16 protein-coding genes are annotated in these 16,679 nt (G+C 70.1%); 11 read left to right on the forward strand and 5 right to left on the reverse strand.

Features of this window, described 5'->3' with window-relative positions:
* The 3 genes from G4D87_RS17485 to G4D87_RS17495 all read left to right on the forward strand — a co-directional run.
* Positions 1-1,506 (forward strand): hypothetical protein (locus G4D87_RS17485; protein ID WP_163783206.1); only part of this gene is annotated, 1,506 nt, incomplete at its 5' end.
* 58 nt (positions 1,507-1,564) lie between these two features.
* Positions 1,565-2,629, forward strand: a complete 1,065-nt coding sequence (locus G4D87_RS17490; protein ID WP_163783207.1) for a cysteine hydrolase family protein — start codon at positions 1,565-1,567, stop codon at positions 2,627-2,629.
* A 102-nt stretch (positions 2,630-2,731) separates the two neighbouring features.
* Positions 2,732-3,529 carry a hypothetical protein gene (locus G4D87_RS17495; protein ID WP_176412645.1) on the forward strand — a complete coding sequence of 266 codons (798 nt, stop codon included), beginning with the start codon at positions 2,732-2,734 and terminating at the stop codon, positions 3,527-3,529.
* A 47-nt stretch (positions 3,530-3,576) separates the two neighbouring features.
* Here the strand turns inward: G4D87_RS17495 and G4D87_RS17500 are convergent, their stop codons facing one another.
* Entirely contained in the window at positions 3,577-6,765 is a 3,189-nt protein-coding gene (locus G4D87_RS17500; protein WP_163783209.1) for an RCC1 domain-containing protein, read from the reverse strand.
* Positions 6,766-7,196: 431 nt separating this feature from the next.
* Here G4D87_RS17500 and G4D87_RS17505 point away from each other — a divergent pair, with 431 nt between their 5' ends.
* On the forward strand, positions 7,197-7,673 hold the full coding sequence (locus tag G4D87_RS17505) for an RNA polymerase sigma factor (RefSeq protein ID WP_163783210.1): 477 nt from the start codon (positions 7,197-7,199) through the stop codon (positions 7,671-7,673).
* A gap of 21 nt (positions 7,674-7,694) precedes the next feature.
* On the forward strand, positions 7,695-8,888 hold the full coding sequence (locus G4D87_RS17510; protein ID WP_163783211.1) for a glycosyltransferase: 1,194 nt from the start codon (positions 7,695-7,697) through the stop codon (positions 8,886-8,888).
* Here G4D87_RS17510 and G4D87_RS17515 read toward each other — a convergent pair.
* Positions 8,825-10,060: a glycosyltransferase family 4 protein gene (locus tag G4D87_RS17515; RefSeq protein WP_163783212.1), complete on the reverse strand. Its 1,236-nt coding sequence runs from the start codon at positions 10,058-10,060 to the stop codon at positions 8,825-8,827. The genes G4D87_RS17510 and G4D87_RS17515 overlap by 64 nt on opposite strands.
* Before the next feature lie 92 nt (positions 10,061-10,152).
* Here G4D87_RS17515 and G4D87_RS17520 point away from each other — a divergent pair, with 92 nt between their 5' ends.
* From G4D87_RS17520 to G4D87_RS17535, 4 genes are read left to right on the forward strand one after another with little or no spacing between them, the layout of a single operon-like run.
* Positions 10,153-11,067, forward strand: coding sequence for a hypothetical protein (locus G4D87_RS17520; RefSeq protein ID WP_240358356.1), 915 nt, complete (start codon positions 10,153-10,155; stop codon positions 11,065-11,067).
* Positions 11,064-11,753 carry a hypothetical protein gene (locus tag G4D87_RS17525; protein ID WP_163783213.1) on the forward strand — a complete coding sequence of 230 codons (690 nt, stop codon included), beginning with the start codon at positions 11,064-11,066 and terminating at the stop codon, positions 11,751-11,753. Before G4D87_RS17520 ends, G4D87_RS17525 begins: the two co-directional genes overlap by 4 nt.
* Entirely contained in the window at positions 11,750-12,109 is a 360-nt protein-coding gene (locus G4D87_RS17530) for a hypothetical protein (RefSeq protein WP_163783214.1), read from the forward strand. The genes G4D87_RS17525 and G4D87_RS17530 overlap by 4 nt, the downstream gene beginning before the upstream one ends.
* Complete coding sequence (locus tag G4D87_RS17535) at positions 12,109-13,173, forward strand: hypothetical protein (protein ID WP_163783215.1); 1,065 nt, start codon at positions 12,109-12,111, stop codon at positions 13,171-13,173. The genes G4D87_RS17530 and G4D87_RS17535 overlap by 1 nt, the downstream gene beginning before the upstream one ends.
* Here G4D87_RS17535 and G4D87_RS17540 read toward each other — a convergent pair.
* The gene (locus G4D87_RS17540) at positions 13,163-13,546 is read right to left on the reverse strand and encodes a serine/threonine protein kinase (protein ID WP_163783216.1); all 384 of its coding nucleotides are present in this window, start codon (positions 13,544-13,546) and stop codon (positions 13,163-13,165) included. The genes G4D87_RS17535 and G4D87_RS17540 overlap by 11 nt on opposite strands.
* A gap of 243 nt (positions 13,547-13,789) precedes the next feature.
* Here G4D87_RS17540 and G4D87_RS17545 point away from each other — a divergent pair, with 243 nt between their 5' ends.
* A complete protein-coding gene (locus tag G4D87_RS17545) occupies positions 13,790-15,250 on the forward strand; it encodes a HAMP domain-containing sensor histidine kinase (RefSeq protein ID WP_163783217.1) in 1,461 nt (486 codons plus the stop codon).
* Positions 15,251-15,370: 120 nt separating this feature from the next.
* Positions 15,371-15,976: a hypothetical protein gene (locus G4D87_RS17550; protein WP_163783218.1), complete on the forward strand. Its 606-nt coding sequence runs from the start codon at positions 15,371-15,373 to the stop codon at positions 15,974-15,976.
* 13 nt (positions 15,977-15,989) lie between these two features.
* On the opposite strand, the gene G4D87_RS17555 is transcribed toward G4D87_RS17550, so the two are convergent.
* Positions 15,990-16,358 carry a response regulator gene (locus G4D87_RS17555; RefSeq protein ID WP_163783219.1) on the reverse strand — a complete coding sequence of 123 codons (369 nt, stop codon included), beginning with the start codon at positions 16,356-16,358 and terminating at the stop codon, positions 15,990-15,992.
* Positions 16,355-16,679, reverse strand: a 325-nt coding sequence (locus G4D87_RS17560; protein WP_163783220.1) for a PEGA domain-containing protein, incomplete at its 5' end; no start/stop codon positions are given. The genes G4D87_RS17560 and G4D87_RS17555, both read right to left, overlap by 4 nt.

A 16,679-nucleotide genomic window follows, 5' to 3' on the forward strand; every position in this document is an offset into this window, starting at 1 on the left:
GTGGTGGAGGTGCTGCGCGAGCTGCATCGGACGCTCGGCGCGGTGCATGCGTCGGGCGTGGTGGTGGGGGACTTCAACGACCTCAACGTGCTCGTGGCGGGGGCGTCGGAGGCGTACCTCATCGACGCGGACAGCTTCCAGTTCGGCGGGTTCCTCTGTCCGGTGTTCACGGAGCGCTTCCTCGACCCGCTGCGGCTCGGGAGCACGGTCACGCAAGGGCTGACTCCCAGCCGGCCCGCGTCCATTGAGAGTGATGGGTATGCCTATGCCGTCGCGGTGATGCAGTCGCTGCTGTGCGTGGGACCTCACGGCGGCGTCTACAAGCCCAGGAGCGCGGCGGCGCGGACGACCTCCGCGGGCCGGGTGCTCCAGCGCATCACCGTGTTCCATCCGGAAGTGCAGTACCCGAAGCCCGCGCTGCCGCTGGCGACCTTGCCGGACGACGTGCTGCACCACCTGCACCGCGTCTTCGTGGAGGACCTTCGCGGCGAATTTCCGCAGCCGCTGCTGGAGGGGCTGCGCTTCACCGCCTGCGCGTCGTGCGGCGTGGAGCACGCGCGCGCGGCCTGTCCGACGTGTCAACCTCACGCCACCGCGGTCGCCACGCCAGTGACGTCGGTCCGGGGCCAGGTGACGGCGACGCGGTTGTTCTCCACGCGAGGCGTGCTGGTACACGCGAGCAACGAGGCGGGCGTCCTTCGCTGGCTCTACCACGCGGAGGGCGCGTACCGGCGCGAGGACGGACGCGTCGTGTTGCGCGGGGCGCTGGACCCGTCGCTGCGCTGGGCCTTGCAAGGGGACGTGACGCTGGTGGGCCGGGGCGGTGAGGTGGCGGTGCTGGCGCCCGGCCGGCCCCCGGACCGCATGGGCGTGGATGCGCCGGAGGGCCATTCCGCCTTCGCCACCAACGCGCGGCACCGGTACTGGGCCGTGGGCGGCGGGCTGTGGCGGGACGGCGCGTATGGACCGGAGCAGGTGGGCGCGGTGCTCGAAGGACAGACGCGGCTCTTCGTGGGGCCACGCTTCGGGTTGGGCTTCCATCGCGCGGGCGGCCTGCGCGGCGCCTTCGTCTTCGACGCGGAGCGCCTGGGCTTGAAGGATGGCCTGTCGCTGCCCTGGCCCACGGGAAAGCTCGTGGACGTGGACTGTGTCTTCGATGGGCCCTCCGCGTGGCTGTCTCTGGTGGAGGAGGCCGGTGGGCGCACGCTGCATCACTGCGTGGTGGTGGGCCACGACGGCGCCGTGCGTGCGAGCGCGGTGGCGGAGGCCGGTGACGGCTCGTGGCTGGGCAACGCGCCGCGTGGACGGTGCGCTGCGGGCGACGCGCTGTTCTGCGCCACCGATACGGGGCTCACCCGTGTGGAGCTCCGTCAGGGCCGCCTGGAGGCGGTGCGCGAGTTCCCGGATGCCGAGCCCTTCGTGGACGCGGGCTGCTCGCTCTTCCTCGTGCGGCAGGGGCTGGCGGTGGTGGGACGGCAGGACATCACCGTGCTGCGAATGAACTGAAGGGACTTCTCACAACCGCGTGGAGCGGGTGCCTCCACGCCTCACAGGAGGTAGGACGATGAAGACGCAAGTGAAGGCGCTTCCGCTTCCGAGGTTCTACGACGCGGCCCATGCCGGTCAGTTCGGGTACAGCCCTGACGCGGGAAAGCTCCAGGTGGAGGCCCAGGGCTGGCGCGCGGCGAACGACGTCTCCATGGCGGCGACGGACGCGTTCAACCTGCACCTGCTGCTCATCGACGTGCAGAAGGACTTCTGCTTCCCGGAGGGCTCGCTCTACGTGGCGGGACGCAGCGGACGCGGCGCGGTGGACGACAGCCGTCGCATCGCGGAGTTCATCTACCGCAACCTGGGCGCGTTGACGAACGTGACGGCGACGCTCGACACCCACTTCGCGTACCAGATTTTCTTCCCGTCCTTCTGGGTGGACCAGGACGACCAGCCGCTGACGCCGTACCGCGAGGTGACGCGCGAGCAGCTCGAGCGCGGGCAGGCGCGGCCCAACCCCGCAATGGCGAAGTGGCTGTGCGGCGGCAACTACCCCTGGCTGCTCAAGCAGGTGAAGTACTACTGCGAGGAATTGGAGCGGGCGGGCAAGTACACGCTGTACCTGTGGCCGCCGCACTGCCTGCTGGGGAGCGACGGACACGCGCTGGCGGGGGTGGTGCAGGAGGCGCGGCTGTTCCACTCCTTCGTGCGTGGCATGCAGTCGTGGGCGGAGGTGAAGGGGGGCAACCCGCTGACGGAGAACTACTCGGTGCTGCGCCCGGAGGTGCTGGGGCGGCATGACGGCCAGCCGCTGGCGCAGCGGAATACACAGTTCCTCAAGACGCTGCTCACCGCGGACGCGGTGGTGATTGCCGGGCAGGCGGCGAGCCACTGCGTGAAGAGCTCCATCGATGACCTGCTCGGGGAGATTGTCGCGCAGGACGCGGCGCTGGCTCGCAAGGTGTACCTGCTGACGGACTGCATGTCGGCGGTGACGGTGCCGGACGGCAAGGGCGGCTTCGCGGCGGACTTCACCCCACAGGCGGAGGCGTCGCTGAAGCGCTTCGCGGACGCGGGCATGCACCTGGTGAAGTCCACGGACCCGCTGGCGAGCTGGCCGGACCTGCGCATCGCCTGAGCCTCGCGGGGCGTGAAGACACACAGCAATCGCTTCGCCTGTGCTCGCCAGCGCGGGACGGGCGGAGCTCTGCCCTCGGGAGAGGGAGAAGGAGCACGGGACATGAGCAGCAAGGCGAATGGCAGTGGCATCCGGCAACTCTTCGATGACGCCCACGCGGAGGGCGTACTGAGCCCGGCGGGGCTGCAGGCGCTGACGGTGGTGGATCTGGGCGCGCAGATTCAGGCGGGGCTCGGCGTCTGCGTGGAGGACGTGCAGTCCAGCGAGGTGGTGCTGGTGACAGTGATGCCGGATGACTCGGGGAGCATCGACTACTCCGGGCACACGAAGACGGTGTGTGACGGGCACAACCTGGTGCTGGACGCGCTGCTGGCGAGCAAGCAGAAGGACGGCGTCCTCTTCCACACGCGCTACCTCAACGGGTTCGTGCTGAACCCGTACCGGCCGGTGGAGGACGTGGTGCGGATGCACGCCAAGAACTACCGGGCGGACCACGGCACGCCGCTGTATGACCAGTCGGTGGTGCTGCTGGGCACGGTGCTGGCGAAGGCGCAGGAGTTCAGCGCCAACGGCGTGCCGGTGCGGACGGTGACGCTGTTGATTACGGATGGCTCGGACCAGCACTCGACGTCAGCGAAGGCCAAGGACGTGGCGGCGCTGGTGAATGACCTGAAGCGCGCGGAGAATCACATCGTCGCGGCGATGGGCATCAGCGATGGGAGCACGGACTTCCGGCGCGTGTTCCGCGAGATGGGCATCGACGACAAGTGGATCCTCACGCCGGGGCAGAGCGCCCAGGAGATTCGCGCGGCGTTCCAGGTGTTCAGCCAGTCCGCCGCGCGAGTGAGTCAGGGTGCCGCGAGCTTCAGCCGGACTGCGCTGGGCGGCTTTGGGCAGTGAGGCGGGGGAGGTGGCCTTCGACTGGGCGAAGGCCACTTTGGGCTCTCTTAATAAATAATCGGGGGGTCACAGTCTATCGACTGTTCAGAGGATTGGCTGAATTGCCTGGTGCCCGACGTAAACCACTCGGGACAGAGCACCGGTGGACAGCCTTCATCAATGGAACCATTGCAGTTGTTGTCAATTTCGTCGTGACATTCTTCCGACTCGCCAGGGTTCCTGGATGCGTTGGCGTCGGCGCAGTCGGAGGCATTTGACACGTAGCCACTTGGTTTCGAGCACGACCGTTTCGACTGGCTCTGGTTGCCGTATCCGTCGCCATCCGCGTCGCGGTACCAGGTGGAGCCCACACCATCATCGATAGTGCCGTTGCAGTTGTTGTCCACGCCGTCGCAGACCTCCGATGCACCCGGGCGAATGCTGGCGCTGGAGTCGTTGCAGTCGCTGGCGTTGGACACGTAGCCGCTGGGCTTCGAGCACGCCCGGGTGGATTGCCCCAAATTTCCATACCCGTCACCGTCGGCATCGCGGTACCAGGTGGAGCCCACGCCCTCGTCGACGGAGCCATTACAGTTGTTGTCCACACCATCGCAGACCTCGGAGGCGCCGGGGCGGCTGTTCGCGCTGGAGTCGTTGCAGTCGCTGGCGTTCGACACGTAGCCGCTGGGCTTCGAACACGCCTGGGTGGACTGGCTCGCGTTCCCGTATCCGTCACCATCCGCGTCGCGGTACCAGGTGGAGCCCACGCCTTCGTCGATGGAACCGTTGCAGTTGTTGTCCACACCGTCGCAGGACTCCGTGCCTCCAGGCCGGGCGCCCGAGGTGGCGTCATTGCAGTCGGTGGCGTTCGCTGCATAGCCAGCGGGCTTTGAGCACACCTGGGTGGACTGGCTCGGATTCCCGTATCCATCGCCATCCGCGTCGCGGTACCAGGTGGAACCCACGCCTTCGTCGACGGAGCCGTTGCAGTTGTTGTCCGCGCTGTCACAGACCTCCGAGGCACCGGGGCGGTTGCTGGCGCTTGTGTCGTCGCAGTCGCTGGCATTGGCCACGTAGCCACCGGGCTTTGAACAGGCCTGCGTGGACTGAGTCGGCGCGCCGTACCCGTCGCCGTCCGCGTCGCGATACCACGTCTGGAAGTTCAGCCCTTCGTCGACGGCGCCGTTGCAGTTGTTGTCCACACTGTCGCAGACCTCCGAGGCTCCGGGGCGGACGTTGGCCGCGGCATCATCGCAGTCGTTGGCGTTCGCGACGTGTCCCTCGGGCTGGGCGCAGGCCTGCGTCGGCTGTGCGCTGTTGCCGAAGCCATCGCCGTCCGCGTCGCGGTACCATGTGCTCAGCACGCCTTCGTCAATGGAGCCGTTGCAGTCGTTGTCCAGCCCATCACACGCTTCCGCCGCGCCAGGCTTGATGGCGGCGTTGCCGTCGTGGCAGTCGCTCGCGCTGGTCACGTAGCCCGCCGGCTGCACACAGCCCTGCACGGGCTGGCTCGCGTCGCCGAAGCCATCACCGTCCGTGTCCCGGTACCACGTCTGGAGCGTTACGCCTTCGTCCGACTCTCCATTGCAGTCGTTGTCGCGGCCATCGCAGACCTCCGCTACGGGGCCCTGCTTCTGGACGCACTCAATCGCGCCGTGGGTGCAGTACGTCACGCCCTCGCCGCACATGCCCTGCTGCCCGGTCGCGCACTCCTGAAGCCCCTCGGGGTTGTCCTCGTCGGCCTCGCCGTCGCAGTCGTTGTCCAAGGCATCGCACAGCTCGTCGGAGGCCGTCTGGTCCTGCTGGCAGGCCACCATTCCTTCGACGCACGCCGTGGTGCCCGTGGCGCACACGCCCAGCAGCCCGGTGGCGCAGGTGTCTCCTCCGCTCGGGTTCCCGTCGTCAACGTTCCCGTCGCAGTTGTCATCCATGCCATTGCACTGCTCGGGCGCGCCGGGGAACGTGGTCATCGTGTAGTCGTCGCAGTCGAGCTCCTCCACGAACCCGGGAGACGGCTCGCACGCCTGCTCGGCGATGTACTCATCTCCGAAGCCGTCCATGTCGCCATCGAAGTAGAACGTGTTGATGAGGAGGCTCGACAGCGGCGTCGTCGTGGCCACGGTGGAGACGCTGCCCGTGCCGAGCTGCCCCTGGCCGTTGTTGCCCCAGGTCCACACCGGACATCCCGGACGAATGGCTAGCGCATGCTGTGCACCGGCCGCGACGGCGCGGGCGTCAGCGAGCCCCGTCACGCTCACCGGGATGGCACTGACCGCCGTGCTCCCGTTGCCCAACTGGCCGAAGACGTTGTGTCCCCAGGCCACCACATGTCCGTCACCCACGATGGCCAGGGAGAAGAAGTGCCCGGCGGCGATGTCCGTGACGGCGAAGATGCCTCCCACCGCCGTGGGGTTCAGGACGGGTGTGGTGCTCGTGGCGCCAATCCCCGTCTGCCCGAAGTTGTTCTGGCCCCAGGCCCAGACGTTGCCGAAGGCCTCATCCACCGCGAGAGAGTGGCCCGCACCCGCAGCGATCGCCCGAGCGCGTGGCACGCCAGCCACCTGGGTGGGGCTCAGCACGTTCGGGCTGGTGCTGCCCTTCCCCGTCTGGCCGGAGGTGTTCGCGCCCCAGCTCCAGACGCCGCCCTCGGTGTCCAGCGCCAAGACGTGGTTCAAGCCCGCCGCGATGGCGCGGATGGCCGGCAGTCCCTGCACCTTCGTGGGCGTGTCGACCGACACGCTGGTGCCACCCGTCCCCACCTGGCCGGAGCTGTTCTGGCCCCAGGCCCAAAGGCCGCCATCCTCACCGAGCGCGAGCGAGTAGCTGCCATTGGCCGCGATGGCCTGAATCCCGGAGAGCGAGGCCACCTTCTGCGGGAGCAGCACCGTGCCGCCCGTGCTGCCAAGTCCCACCTGCCCGGCGGCGTTCTGCCCCCACGCCCAGACCTCACCGTTCGTATCCAGGGCCAGCGAGTGGGCGACACCCGCCGCGATGGCCTGGATGGCGGGAAGGCCAATGACCTGCGCGGGCTGGGACTGCGGCGTGGTGCTGACGCTGCCCGTTCCCAATTGGCCGGCCGTGTTCTGGCCCCAACTCCAGACCTCGCCATTCTTCTTGAGGAAGAGGCTGTGATAGGCGCCCGCCGCCACGTCCTGGGTGACGCGGACCGAGGCAAGGCCCTGGCGCGAGGTGCTCAGTGCTTCTTCAGACTCCGTGGCTGTTTCGGGCGGGCCGCCGCAGCCCCAGAGGGCCAGCATGAGAAGGGCCGTTCGCCAGATGAGACGTTCCGGGGGACACGGGGGGGATTGTCTTTTCAAGTCGGGATTCCCTGTAAGTCATTCATAAGTCCTGCCTCGTCGGGACTGAATGACTGTCTGGTCAGGCTCCGTCAGGCAGATGGGGTGTCAGTGTCCACTCGGGATGGGTCTTTCCTGTGGCTGTTCATGCGCGAGTGAGGCGTGTGGAGCCGGAGGCGGTGGTTTGTCGTTCGAGCATGAATTTCTGGGACAACGTCAACGCAAGGCGGCAGGGGCCTCGGCTTGCTGAGATTGGCTTTTTCAACTAACAATATGCACACCCGGCGGGTGTGTCGTGTGGATGACGGAAGCGCGCCACGTCGTTTCGGGTGTCTGGGTGAGTGTCCTTGAGCCAGGAATGTCTTTCGCGTGCCGCCAGGGCAGGCCTTGCCATGCTTTATCGCCGCCACGCGAAGGCGCTGCGACAGCGCGCGTGGCGCCTGTTGGGCTGTCAGCAGGAGGCGGAAGACGTGTTGCAGGAGGTGTTCCTGGCCATGGTGTCCCAGCCCGGACTGCACCGGGGGGAGGCCTCTGTCTTCACATTGCTCTATCGCATGGTGACCCACAAGGCGCTCGACCGGTGCCGGGCCCGGGCGCGAAGGCATGCGCGTCTCACGGGGGCGTGTCTGGCCGCGGCGCAGCGCATTCCGAGAGGTGGGCGTGGCAGCGCCGAGAGCCTGGATGCCGCGGGGGACTTGATGCTGATGTCCCGCTCCGAGCCGCCCCGTGTGCTCACGGCGGCCTTGCTGCACTTCGTGGAGGGACACACCCAGGGTGAGGTGGCGGTGCTCATGGGCGTCTCGCGCAAGACGGTGGTGCGCATGTTGGGCCGGCTCCAGGCCCAGGTCGCGGGTGGCGATGGCGTGTGAAGGAGGTAGCGTGGCGCGGCCATGTCCGACAGCCCGCGCGTCCTCCTCATCGCTGAACGCTTTCCTCCCGATATCGGCGGCCTGGCCCGCAGTGGCGCGCGCACCGCGGGCTCGCTGGTGAAGCTGGGCGCCCGGGTGGACGTGCTGGCCTGGACGCGCACGGCGGCGCCAGGCGCGCTCCAGACGGTGGAGGACGCCGGGGGCGTCTCACCCTTCGCGCGAGGCGTGATGCTCCACCGGCTGGGGCTGTTCGGCAGCACGGACCTGTCCATGCAGCACACGCTCGACGTGCTCGGCTACCTGCACGCGAAGCATCGCTATGACCTGGTGTGGGGGCATTACCTGTCTCCGCCCGGGTTCCTCGCCGTCGCCTTCGCCGAGTCCGTGGGCATTGCCTCCACCGTCAGCGCCCGGGGCAACGACGTGGACCAGCTCATGTTCCCCCCGGGCGACTTCGCGCGCCTGCTGTGGACGCTGCAGCGGGCCCGCGTCCTCACCGCGGCCTCCGCGGACCTGGGCCGGAAGATGCGCATGCTGCTGGGGCGGGACGAAACGGTGGAGGTCATCCCCAACGCCGTCGACACCGGCATCTTCTCACCCGGCCCCGCGGACCCGGCGCTCCGGGCGCGGCTGGGCATCGCGCCCGACGAGGCCGTGCTCGGCTTCTCCGGCGAGCTTCGGCACAAGAAGGGCCTGCCCTTCCTGCTCTCCGCGCTCACCGCGGTGCGCCGCGCCCGGCCCGCGTGCCTGCTCGTCATCGGCGAGGTGCGGCCGCGCGACGCCGAGCACCTGGTCGCCTTCCGCGCCGAGCATCCCGAGGACGCCGCGCGCATCCTCATCTCCGGGCCGCTGGACACACCGGAGGCCATCGCCGCGCACCTGCGCCTGTGTGACGTCTACCTCCAGCCGTCGCTGTGGGAGGGCATGCCCAACGCCTTGCTGGAGGCCATGGCCTGCGCCCGGCCCGTCATCGCCAGCGACGCCGGCGGCATCCCCGAGGCCGTGGACGACGGACGCAATGGCTTCATCGTCTCGAAGGCCCTTCTCAATCACCTGGGGCAGGCGTGCCTGGACGTGCTCTCCCTGCCGCTCGAAGAGCGCGCCGCGATGGGCGCCGCCGCCCGTCAGCGCATCGAGGAGCGCTTTCAGGCTCACGCGGAGGCGGAGGTGCTCCGCCGCGTGCTGGCTCGTGCCATTCCCAGCCGCTCTTCGTAAGCGCTCACCAGGGCCTCGCCCGCGCGGCTCCACGGAAAGTCGCGCTCCACTCGCGCCCGCGCCTTCGCGCTCATCGCGGGGCCCAGGGTGGGGTCCGCCCGCAGGGCCTTCACCGCTTCAGCAATCGCCTTCGCCGAGCCCGGCCGTATCAACATCACCTCATCCGGCGCGGCCAGCGTGCTCACCACGGGCAGGTTGCTGGCCACCACGGGCGTCCCGGTGGCCATGGCCTCCAGCAGCTTCAGCGGGCAGCAGCCCTGCACGCAGTTGCGGTCGTTGAAGGGCAGGGGCACCAGCACCACGTCGCAGGCCTGGTGCAGCGCCGCCAGCTCCGCCTGGGGCAGGGGCTCCAGCAGCTCCACGGCGCCCTCCAGCAGCAGGTCACCGCACCGGTCCATCAGCGCCCGCCGCGTGTGCCGGCGCAGCGGCCCCACCAGCGTCAGCACCGTGGGCAGCTCCCGCCGCAGCAGTCGGCAGGCGTCGATGGCGTGGTGCACGCCCTGCCAGGACGTCATCGTCCCGCTGTACAGCAGCCGCACGGGGCGCCCGGGCTCCAGCGGGCGCGGCGGCGCGTACCGGAACACCTCCAGGTCGGCGCCATTCGGAATCACCCGCACGCGCGAGGACTCCACGCCTCGTGCCGTCACCAGGTACTCCGCCGTCACCGCGCTCGGTGTCACCACCAGGTCCGCGCGCGAGAGGCAGACGTCCTCCTGCGCCACCAGCTTGCGCAAGAGCTCCGCGTCATCCGCCACGTCCGGGTAGTGATACTTCAGCTCGATGGAGGGCAGGCCGTTCACCTCGAAGACGAGCGCGTCCGTCAGCGCGTCTTTCTGGCAGGCGACGGGGTAGCCTTCGAAGATGGAGCGCACGTGCACGACGGAGGCGCGCGGCCGTCCGCGCCACCAGGCCGACAGGTGCGAGCGGAACGACAGGGCCTGGGCCACCAGGTCCTTCCCGCGTGACTCCAGCGGGTGGTACGTCACGCCCTCCGCCAACGCGAGCGGCCCGGTGGGCGCGCTGGGGTTGTCCCGGAGCGCGACCAGGTCGACCTGGCCAAAGGCCGCGCCCAGTGCCTCCACGAAGGCCCGGATGTGCACCGCGGCGCCCTTGGGCGAAGGGAAGCGGTCGAACGACGCGTAGACGATGCCGGTGCCGGGAGCGTGAGACACACTCGCGTTGCTATCACAGGAGGGTTTGACCCCTACGGCACGGACCCTTACGCTTCCCCTTCTTTCGTACCGCCGAGGGGGCGCGACTCATCGTGGCTTTCAACATCGACCGCTTTCGAGAGGAACGCGTCTACAGGTGCAGCGGCCCCGTCGGGGAACTGAGGGAAGACCTGGAGCGGCTGCGCGTCCTGGACGTGGAGGTGGAGCAAGCGCGGCGGAGTTGGGGACAGTCGACCCTGTTGTGCCTGGCCGCCGCTGTCATCATCTTCATCTTTCGAACGACGCTGGAGGAGGGGCCCGAGGACGCGCTCGCGCTGCAGCTCACCCAGTGGGCGGGACTCGCGCTGCTCGTGGGGACCGTGGGCTGCCTTACCGTGTACCTGCGCTTCCGGCGCCTGGACCTGGAGAACCGGCGATACACGCTGGCCTCCCAGGTGCTCCACCGGCTGCGCAGTGACATCGGCCCGGACGCGCCCGTGAAGCTGGTGCTCGACTTCACGCCCGTGGACAGCCCGGGGAAGCTGCTGGGCAAGCACACCACGCCCAGTGGCTGGGATGCGGAGAACTTCGCCGACCCGTGGTTCACCCTCCAGACGCGGCTGCTGGACGGCACGCACCTGCGCATCGCCATGGTGCAGCGGCTCGAGAAGCGGTCGCGCACCCGGCGCAGCAGCAGCGGCAAGTACAAGACGAAGCACCGGAGACAGAGCTGGGCGCTGCTCCAGGCCCAGCTGCGCGTGAAGGCGGAGCGCCATCCGGACCTGGTGTTGCTGGAGCCGGAGGCCCGCCGGGCCATGCGCCTGCCGGACGGCGTCGCCGTCGACAAGCTCCAGCTGGGCGAGGACCGGATGTCCCTGCGCACCCTCGTGGAAAGTGACTGGGACGCCGGCCCCGCCATCCCGTCGAGCGCGGTGGATGCGCCGAAGACGGTGGTGATGATGTTGCTGAGCCTCTACCAGGTCCTCAACTACTCCAGACACCTGCGTCAGCAGGCGAAGGCTTCGTGATGATGGGTATGGGCCGGTTCCTTCTCTGTTGTTCCCTGGTCGCGCTCACGGGCGCCGCCGGGTGCTCCAAGTCCGGTGACGCCGAGGCGCCGCAAGCCGTTCGCGCTCAGGCGGCCCCCGTCGCCGCCGCGGACGTGAAGGGCCTCGAGAGCAAGCTCAAGTTCAAGGATGACGCCGGCCGCGAGCGCTTCTCCCTCAAGCCGAAGGGTGACGGCGCCAAGCTGGTGGATGGCGAGGAGCGCGAGCTGGCGCGCTACAAGTGGAAGGGCGCGGCGCTGAAGGTCTCCGGTCCGGATGACGTGGCGCTGGGGTATGTCGTCGGCTCCGCGGGCGGGGCGCTCACCGTGCGGGACGGCGAGCAGCGGCAGGTGCTGTTCACGCTCGCGCGGCAGGGGGCGGGCTGGCGCCTCAATGACCTGAAGGGCACGCTCCTGTACTCCGTGTGGCCGGAGGACGACGGCGCCCGCATCCAGGACGGCGCTGGCGCGGACGTGGCCCGCGTGAAGGTGCGTGAGGGCAAGGTGTCCCTGCGTGATGCGAAGGGGCGCACGTTACTCTCCACCAAGTCGCTGCTGGCGGCGGAGGCCGCCGCGTGTCTCGCCTTCGAGGCGCTGGAGCCGCCGCTGCGCATGGCGCTGCTCTTCCACCTCCAGGCGCCGCCGTCCCCGGAGCCTGCCCAGCCATGAGTGGATTGCTCTGCCAGGCGAACGTGGGCTTCCTGTTCTCCCATGGCTGTGGGAGCGCCGCGGCCATGACGTGCATGCGGTGCGCGATGCCCCTGTGTGAGCAGCACGTGATGCCGGTGGGCGCGGAGATGCTCTGCGCGACGTGCGCGCGGCAGCACGAGGACCACACCGGCGACGAGGGCGGCGTGGACGAGGACCACCCGAGCTACTACTACGACGACTACGGGTACTACGGCGCCGCCGCCACGTCGGGGCGCGGCAGGGCCCACGACGCCAACGACTTCACCGAGGCTGACGGCGAGAGCCTCCGCCACGAGGACGACGCCTCCTTCGAGGAGGACATGGGCGGGAGCTGATGGCTGGCCGCTGGCTCGTCTATGCGCTGGGAGGCGGCATGGGGCACCTCACCCGTGTCTCCGCGCTGGCGCGCGCGGCCTCTCGCCGAGGGCACGCCGTCGTCCTGCTCACCAACAGCCCGTTCGCGAGCGGGCTCCCGCTGGAGGACGTGCTGGGCACCGGTGTCGAGGTGTTCCGGCTCAACCCCGCGCTGGGGCGCGAGGCCGTGGGCGAAGTGGTGGCGCAGTGCCTGGAGGACGTGCGCCCGGACCTGTTCGTCGTGGACACCTTCCCCCGGGGGCTCGGGGGCGAGCTGGCGCCGCTGCTGCCATCCGTGCGCGCGCGCAAGGTGCTGATTCACCGCGACGTGAATCCCACGTACGTGAAGCAGTACGGCCTGGCGCGGGCGGTGGACGCGTTCGACCTGCTGCTCGTCCCCGGTGAGGCCGCGCCCTTCGCCAACCATCCTCGCGCCGTGAGGACCGCGCCCTGGCTGCTCCTGCGCGCCAGCGAGCTGCTGCCCCGTGACAAGGCCCGCGCGCGGCTGGGCGTGCCCGCGGAGGACACGCGCGCCCTGGTGGCGGTGATGGGTTGTGGCACCCCCGAGGAAGTGGGCGAGGCGGGGCACATCGCCGCTCGGCTGGAGGCGACGCTGGGGCCCGACGCCGTGGTCCGGTGGCTGGTGCCGCCTGGAGCGGCGATGGATGCGCCAGCGTCCGCGCCGCGCGCGAGGCAGGGGAGACGGGCGGAGGCTTCCCTGGCGGAGGGCCTGGCCCTGCGCAGGTCCACGTGGCCCGCGCTGGCGGTGCTCCCCGGCGTGGACGTGCTCGTCGGCGCGGGCGGGTACAACACCGTGCAGGAGGCCCGCGCCACCGGAACGCCCTTCGTGGCGCTCGCGCGGCCCCGGCTCTACGACAGACAGGCCCTGCGGCTGCGCCCCGAGGAGCGGGCGGGCTCCGTGGAGGCGCTGGTGGCTCGTGCCGCCGGGCTCGCCCGTGCCGGCCCGGCTCGGAGCGAGCGGCCCTACGTCAGCGGGACGGACGACGCGGTGACGCTCATCGAGCGCACCGTCCTCAGTGCTTGAGGTCCTTGTGTCCCGGCGCCGGGTCGATGCCGTGCGCCATGATGAAGTGGTAGAGCGCCTGCGGGTCTTCCTTCGGCCCGCCCATGAGCTCGACCAGGAAGTGGCCCTGGGCGCCCGTGTCCGGGTCGGGGGCGACATTCACCTCCGTCACCTCGCGGCCGGGGATGACCAGCTCGCCCACCAGCACCTTGCCCTTGAGGACCTGCACGATGTGCTGGCGCTCCTCTTCCAGGAGGGCCCAGTGGAAGTCGTCGTGGTCATACAGCATGGCGTCCACGGAGCCGCACCGCAGGATGCAGTGCGTGTGCTCCTGGAGCCAGCGCCAGAAGCCATCGAATTTCAGGGTGCGTACCGGCTGGGAGATGATGTCCATGGAGGCCTCTCGCTCGTCGGCCAGGGGGCTCGCCGACCGCGTATCGCTCCTCCCTAGCACGGCTGGCGCCCTCCGGTGACGTCCGCTTTCGGGGTCCGCGAATCCCGTGGGCCCTGGCCGTGTTGCTTCTCTCAGGAATGGGGGCGGCCTTCGTGCCTGGGAACCCCGTGAGGAGCGCACGTGAAGGTCTCTTCGGGTCTGCCCGGTGTCCCAGATGGCCCTCGTCCCGCCCGGGGTGGCGCCATGAGCCTGCGCTCCTGGCTCGCCGCCACCATGGGCGTGCTGACGTTGATGACGTTGGCGGTCGCCACCCTGCTCATCGTCTTGACGAGCGTGCTCGACCGCTCGGCCGCGACGTTGGGGGTCGCCGTGGAGGGCATCCGGGTGTCCGAGGAGTTGGAGGTGGGCCTGCTGGCGCACGACCGGATGGTCCGGGAAGGGCCTGCCCGGGTGCCGCGCGGTCCGGACGGGCTGCCGCGGTTCGAGCTGGAGGCCTCACTGTACCGGCAGATTGGGGAGCTGCGGCGCATCGCCTCGACGGCGGCGGAGCGCGAGCGGCTCGACGCGGTCCGCGAGGACGTGGATGCCTACTTCTCCGCCCAGCGGGACCTGGAGCGCGCGGAGCGGGAGGCGGGCCCGGCGCTGGACGCCGCGTTGAATGGCCTGGAGCAGGTCATCTCCCTCAACGTGGAGCGCGCGCGCGAGGCTCGCTCTGCGTCGGAGCGGTGGAACACCATCGCGGACTTCGTGGGCGTGGTGCTCTGCGGCTCGCTGCTGCTCGGCGTGCTCGTCGTGAGCGTGCTGCTGCGGCGCGTGGCGCTCCAGCCGCTGCGGGACATCAGCCAGGCCATGCGCCGCTTCGGCGCGGGCAGCAAGCGCACCCGGGCGCCGGAGGCCGGGCCCACCGAGCTGCGGGACATGGCTCGCACCTTCAACGAGATGGCCAACAGCCTGGCCCACCAGCAGGAGCAGCAGCTCGCGTTCCTCGCGGGCGTGGCGCACGAGCTGCGCAATCCGCTGTCCGCCCTCAAGTTGTCCACGGCCCTGTCGGACCGCGGCCGCGCCCAGCTCACGCCCGAGCGCATGGACCGCACCCTGGCCCTGGTGGGGCGGCAGGTGGAGCGGCTGGACCGCATGGTGGGCGACCTGCTCGACGCCACCCGCATCGAAGCCGGCAGGCTGGAGCTGCGCCCGGAGGTGCGGGACGCGCGTGAGCTGGCCCGCGAGGTGGTGGAGCTCTACCGCTCCGGCGACACCGGCCATGGCCTCCGGCTCAGCTTGCCGGACGTGCCCGTGCCGGTTCGGGCAGACCCGGCCCGGCTGGAGCAGGTGCTCCACAACCTCATCAGCAACGCGCTGAAGTACTCGCCGGCGGGCAGCACCGTGGAGGTGGCCGTGCGCCGCGAGCAGGACACGGCTGTCCTGTGCGTGACGGACCAGGGCATCGGCATCTCCGAGGAGGAGCGGCGCCTGCTCTTCGCGCCCTTCCAGCGCGCCGGCAACGCCCGTCAGCGCGCCCCGGGCGTGGGCCTGGGCCTGTCGGTGGCCCGGCGCATCGTCGAGGGGCACGGGGGCAGCATCGACGTGGTGAGCCAGCCCGGCCATGGCTCCGTCTTCTGTGTGCGGCTGGCCGTGGCCGCCGAGGCCGCCCGGCATGCCGAAGAGGGCGCGGGGCCGACGCCCCCCCAGGACACCCTGCACTGAGGGCCGCCCCCAGGTGGGCGTGAAGCGTCGCATGGCGCGCGTCCGCGTGGAGACGGCGGATGCGTTCACGCGAGGCCCGACGTACCTTCGGGGTCCAACCTTCAGGAGTCGCCTGACCTTATGAAGATTTCGCGCCGCGCCGCGCCGCTCGCCGCCCTCCTGGCCCTGGGAGGGCTGGGGGCGTGTGCCTCCCGCCAGCAGGCGCCGACCGCCGCCGCGAAGCCCGAAGCGCCGCGGGCCGCCGAGCCTGTCGTCCAGTCCACCGAGGGGGGCTTCTCCGTCGCGATTCCCGGGCCGGTGAGCGAGGAGCGCCGTTCGCAGGAGACGGATGTCGGCGCGGTGACACTCCACACCTTCATCGCCGTGCGGCCGGAGGTGGATACCGCCTACTACGTCTCCTACACGGACTTCCCCGCGGCCGCGGTGTCCCAGGCGGATCCGCGTGACGTGGTGGCCCGGGCCAGCCACGGGGCGCTGGAGGCGCTGGGCGCCACCGGGCTGTCCGCGCGGCCGCTGGTGCTGAGCGGCTTCCCGGGCTGGGAGGTGGAGGGCGTGTCCGGCCCGCGCCACCTGCGCGGGCGCTTCTTCCTGGTGGGGCCCCGGCTCTACCAGCAGCTGCTGCTGCACCCGGAGGGCAAGCCGCCGCAGGACGCGGACCGCTTCTTCGAGTCCTTCCAGTTGGACCCGCAGGTGGCCGCGATGTTGACGGGCGCGCGGCGCTCCTGAAGGGGGGCGTCCGTCAGTGGCGGTGCTCGCCCACCGCGCTCAGCAGCACGTCCATGTCGAAGGGCTTCTTGAGGATGGCGCGGACACCGGGGAGCTGGGCGCGGCCGCTCGCCGTGACGAGGATGATGGGCAGCTCCGCCAGGCGCTGCTCCTGCTGAAGCCGGCCGACGAACTCCTCGCCGTCCATGACGGGCATCATCAGGTCCAGCAGGATGAGACACGGCCGCAGCGCGTGGGGCCCGGACAGCAGCGTCAGGGCCTCCTGGCCGTTGGCGGCCTGGGCCACGGCGTAGCCTTCGAAGGACAGGATGTCCTGGACGGCCTCCCGGATGTCGGCGTCGTCGTCCACGACGAGCACGGTGTTGTGGGACGCGGTGCTCACGGCTTCGAGCCGCTCTTCCCCTTGCGCAGCCTTCCGAAGAGCTGGGTCATGGTGTCTTGACGGCATGAGAGCGTGTGTTCCAGGGAGCTGAAGCCTCGGCGCGTGAGCTTCACCGTAACTGGCGTGTCTGTCACGCACTCCAGCGTCACCGACAGCGGCGTGGTGCCTTCCGTTCGACCGTTCACAGACACGGTCGCGCCCGACGGCGCGGAGTCGACCATGAGCAGGCTGGCGCCTTCCATGAACGCGCGCTGCTCGCGGACCTCTCCCTCGCGGACCTCCGAGGGCGGGTCGAAGCTCGGGGCCAGCGTCGTCTCGGGG

Origin of the sequence: Myxococcus vastator (assembly GCF_010894475.1) — a bacterium.
GTDB lineage: Bacteria > Myxococcota > Myxococcia > Myxococcales > Myxococcaceae > Myxococcus > Myxococcus vastator.

Coding starts and splice junctions, on each gene's coding strand:
- G4D87_RS17510 (WP_163783211.1), top strand. CDS start 7,695: ATGTCCGACAGCCCGCGCGTCCTCCTCATCGCTGAACGCTTTCCTCCC.
- G4D87_RS17500 (WP_163783209.1), bottom strand. CDS start 6,765: ATGCTGGCCCTCTGGGGCTGCGGCGGCCCGCCCGAAACAGCCACGGAG.
- G4D87_RS17545 (WP_163783217.1), top strand. CDS start 13,790: ATGAGCCTGCGCTCCTGGCTCGCCGCCACCATGGGCGTGCTGACGTTG.
- G4D87_RS17550 (WP_163783218.1), top strand. CDS start 15,371: ATGAAGATTTCGCGCCGCGCCGCGCCGCTCGCCGCCCTCCTGGCCCTG.
- G4D87_RS17505 (WP_163783210.1), top strand. CDS start 7,197: ATGCTTTATCGCCGCCACGCGAAGGCGCTGCGACAGCGCGCGTGGCGC.
- G4D87_RS17530 (WP_163783214.1), top strand. CDS start 11,750: ATGAGTGGATTGCTCTGCCAGGCGAACGTGGGCTTCCTGTTCTCCCAT.
- G4D87_RS17540 (WP_163783216.1), bottom strand. CDS start 13,546: ATGGACATCATCTCCCAGCCGGTACGCACCCTGAAATTCGATGGCTTC.
- G4D87_RS17495 (WP_176412645.1), top strand. CDS start 2,732: ATGAGCAGCAAGGCGAATGGCAGTGGCATCCGGCAACTCTTCGATGAC.
- G4D87_RS17490 (WP_163783207.1), top strand. CDS start 1,565: ATGAAGACGCAAGTGAAGGCGCTTCCGCTTCCGAGGTTCTACGACGCG.
- G4D87_RS17535 (WP_163783215.1), top strand. CDS start 12,109: ATGGCTGGCCGCTGGCTCGTCTATGCGCTGGGAGGCGGCATGGGGCAC.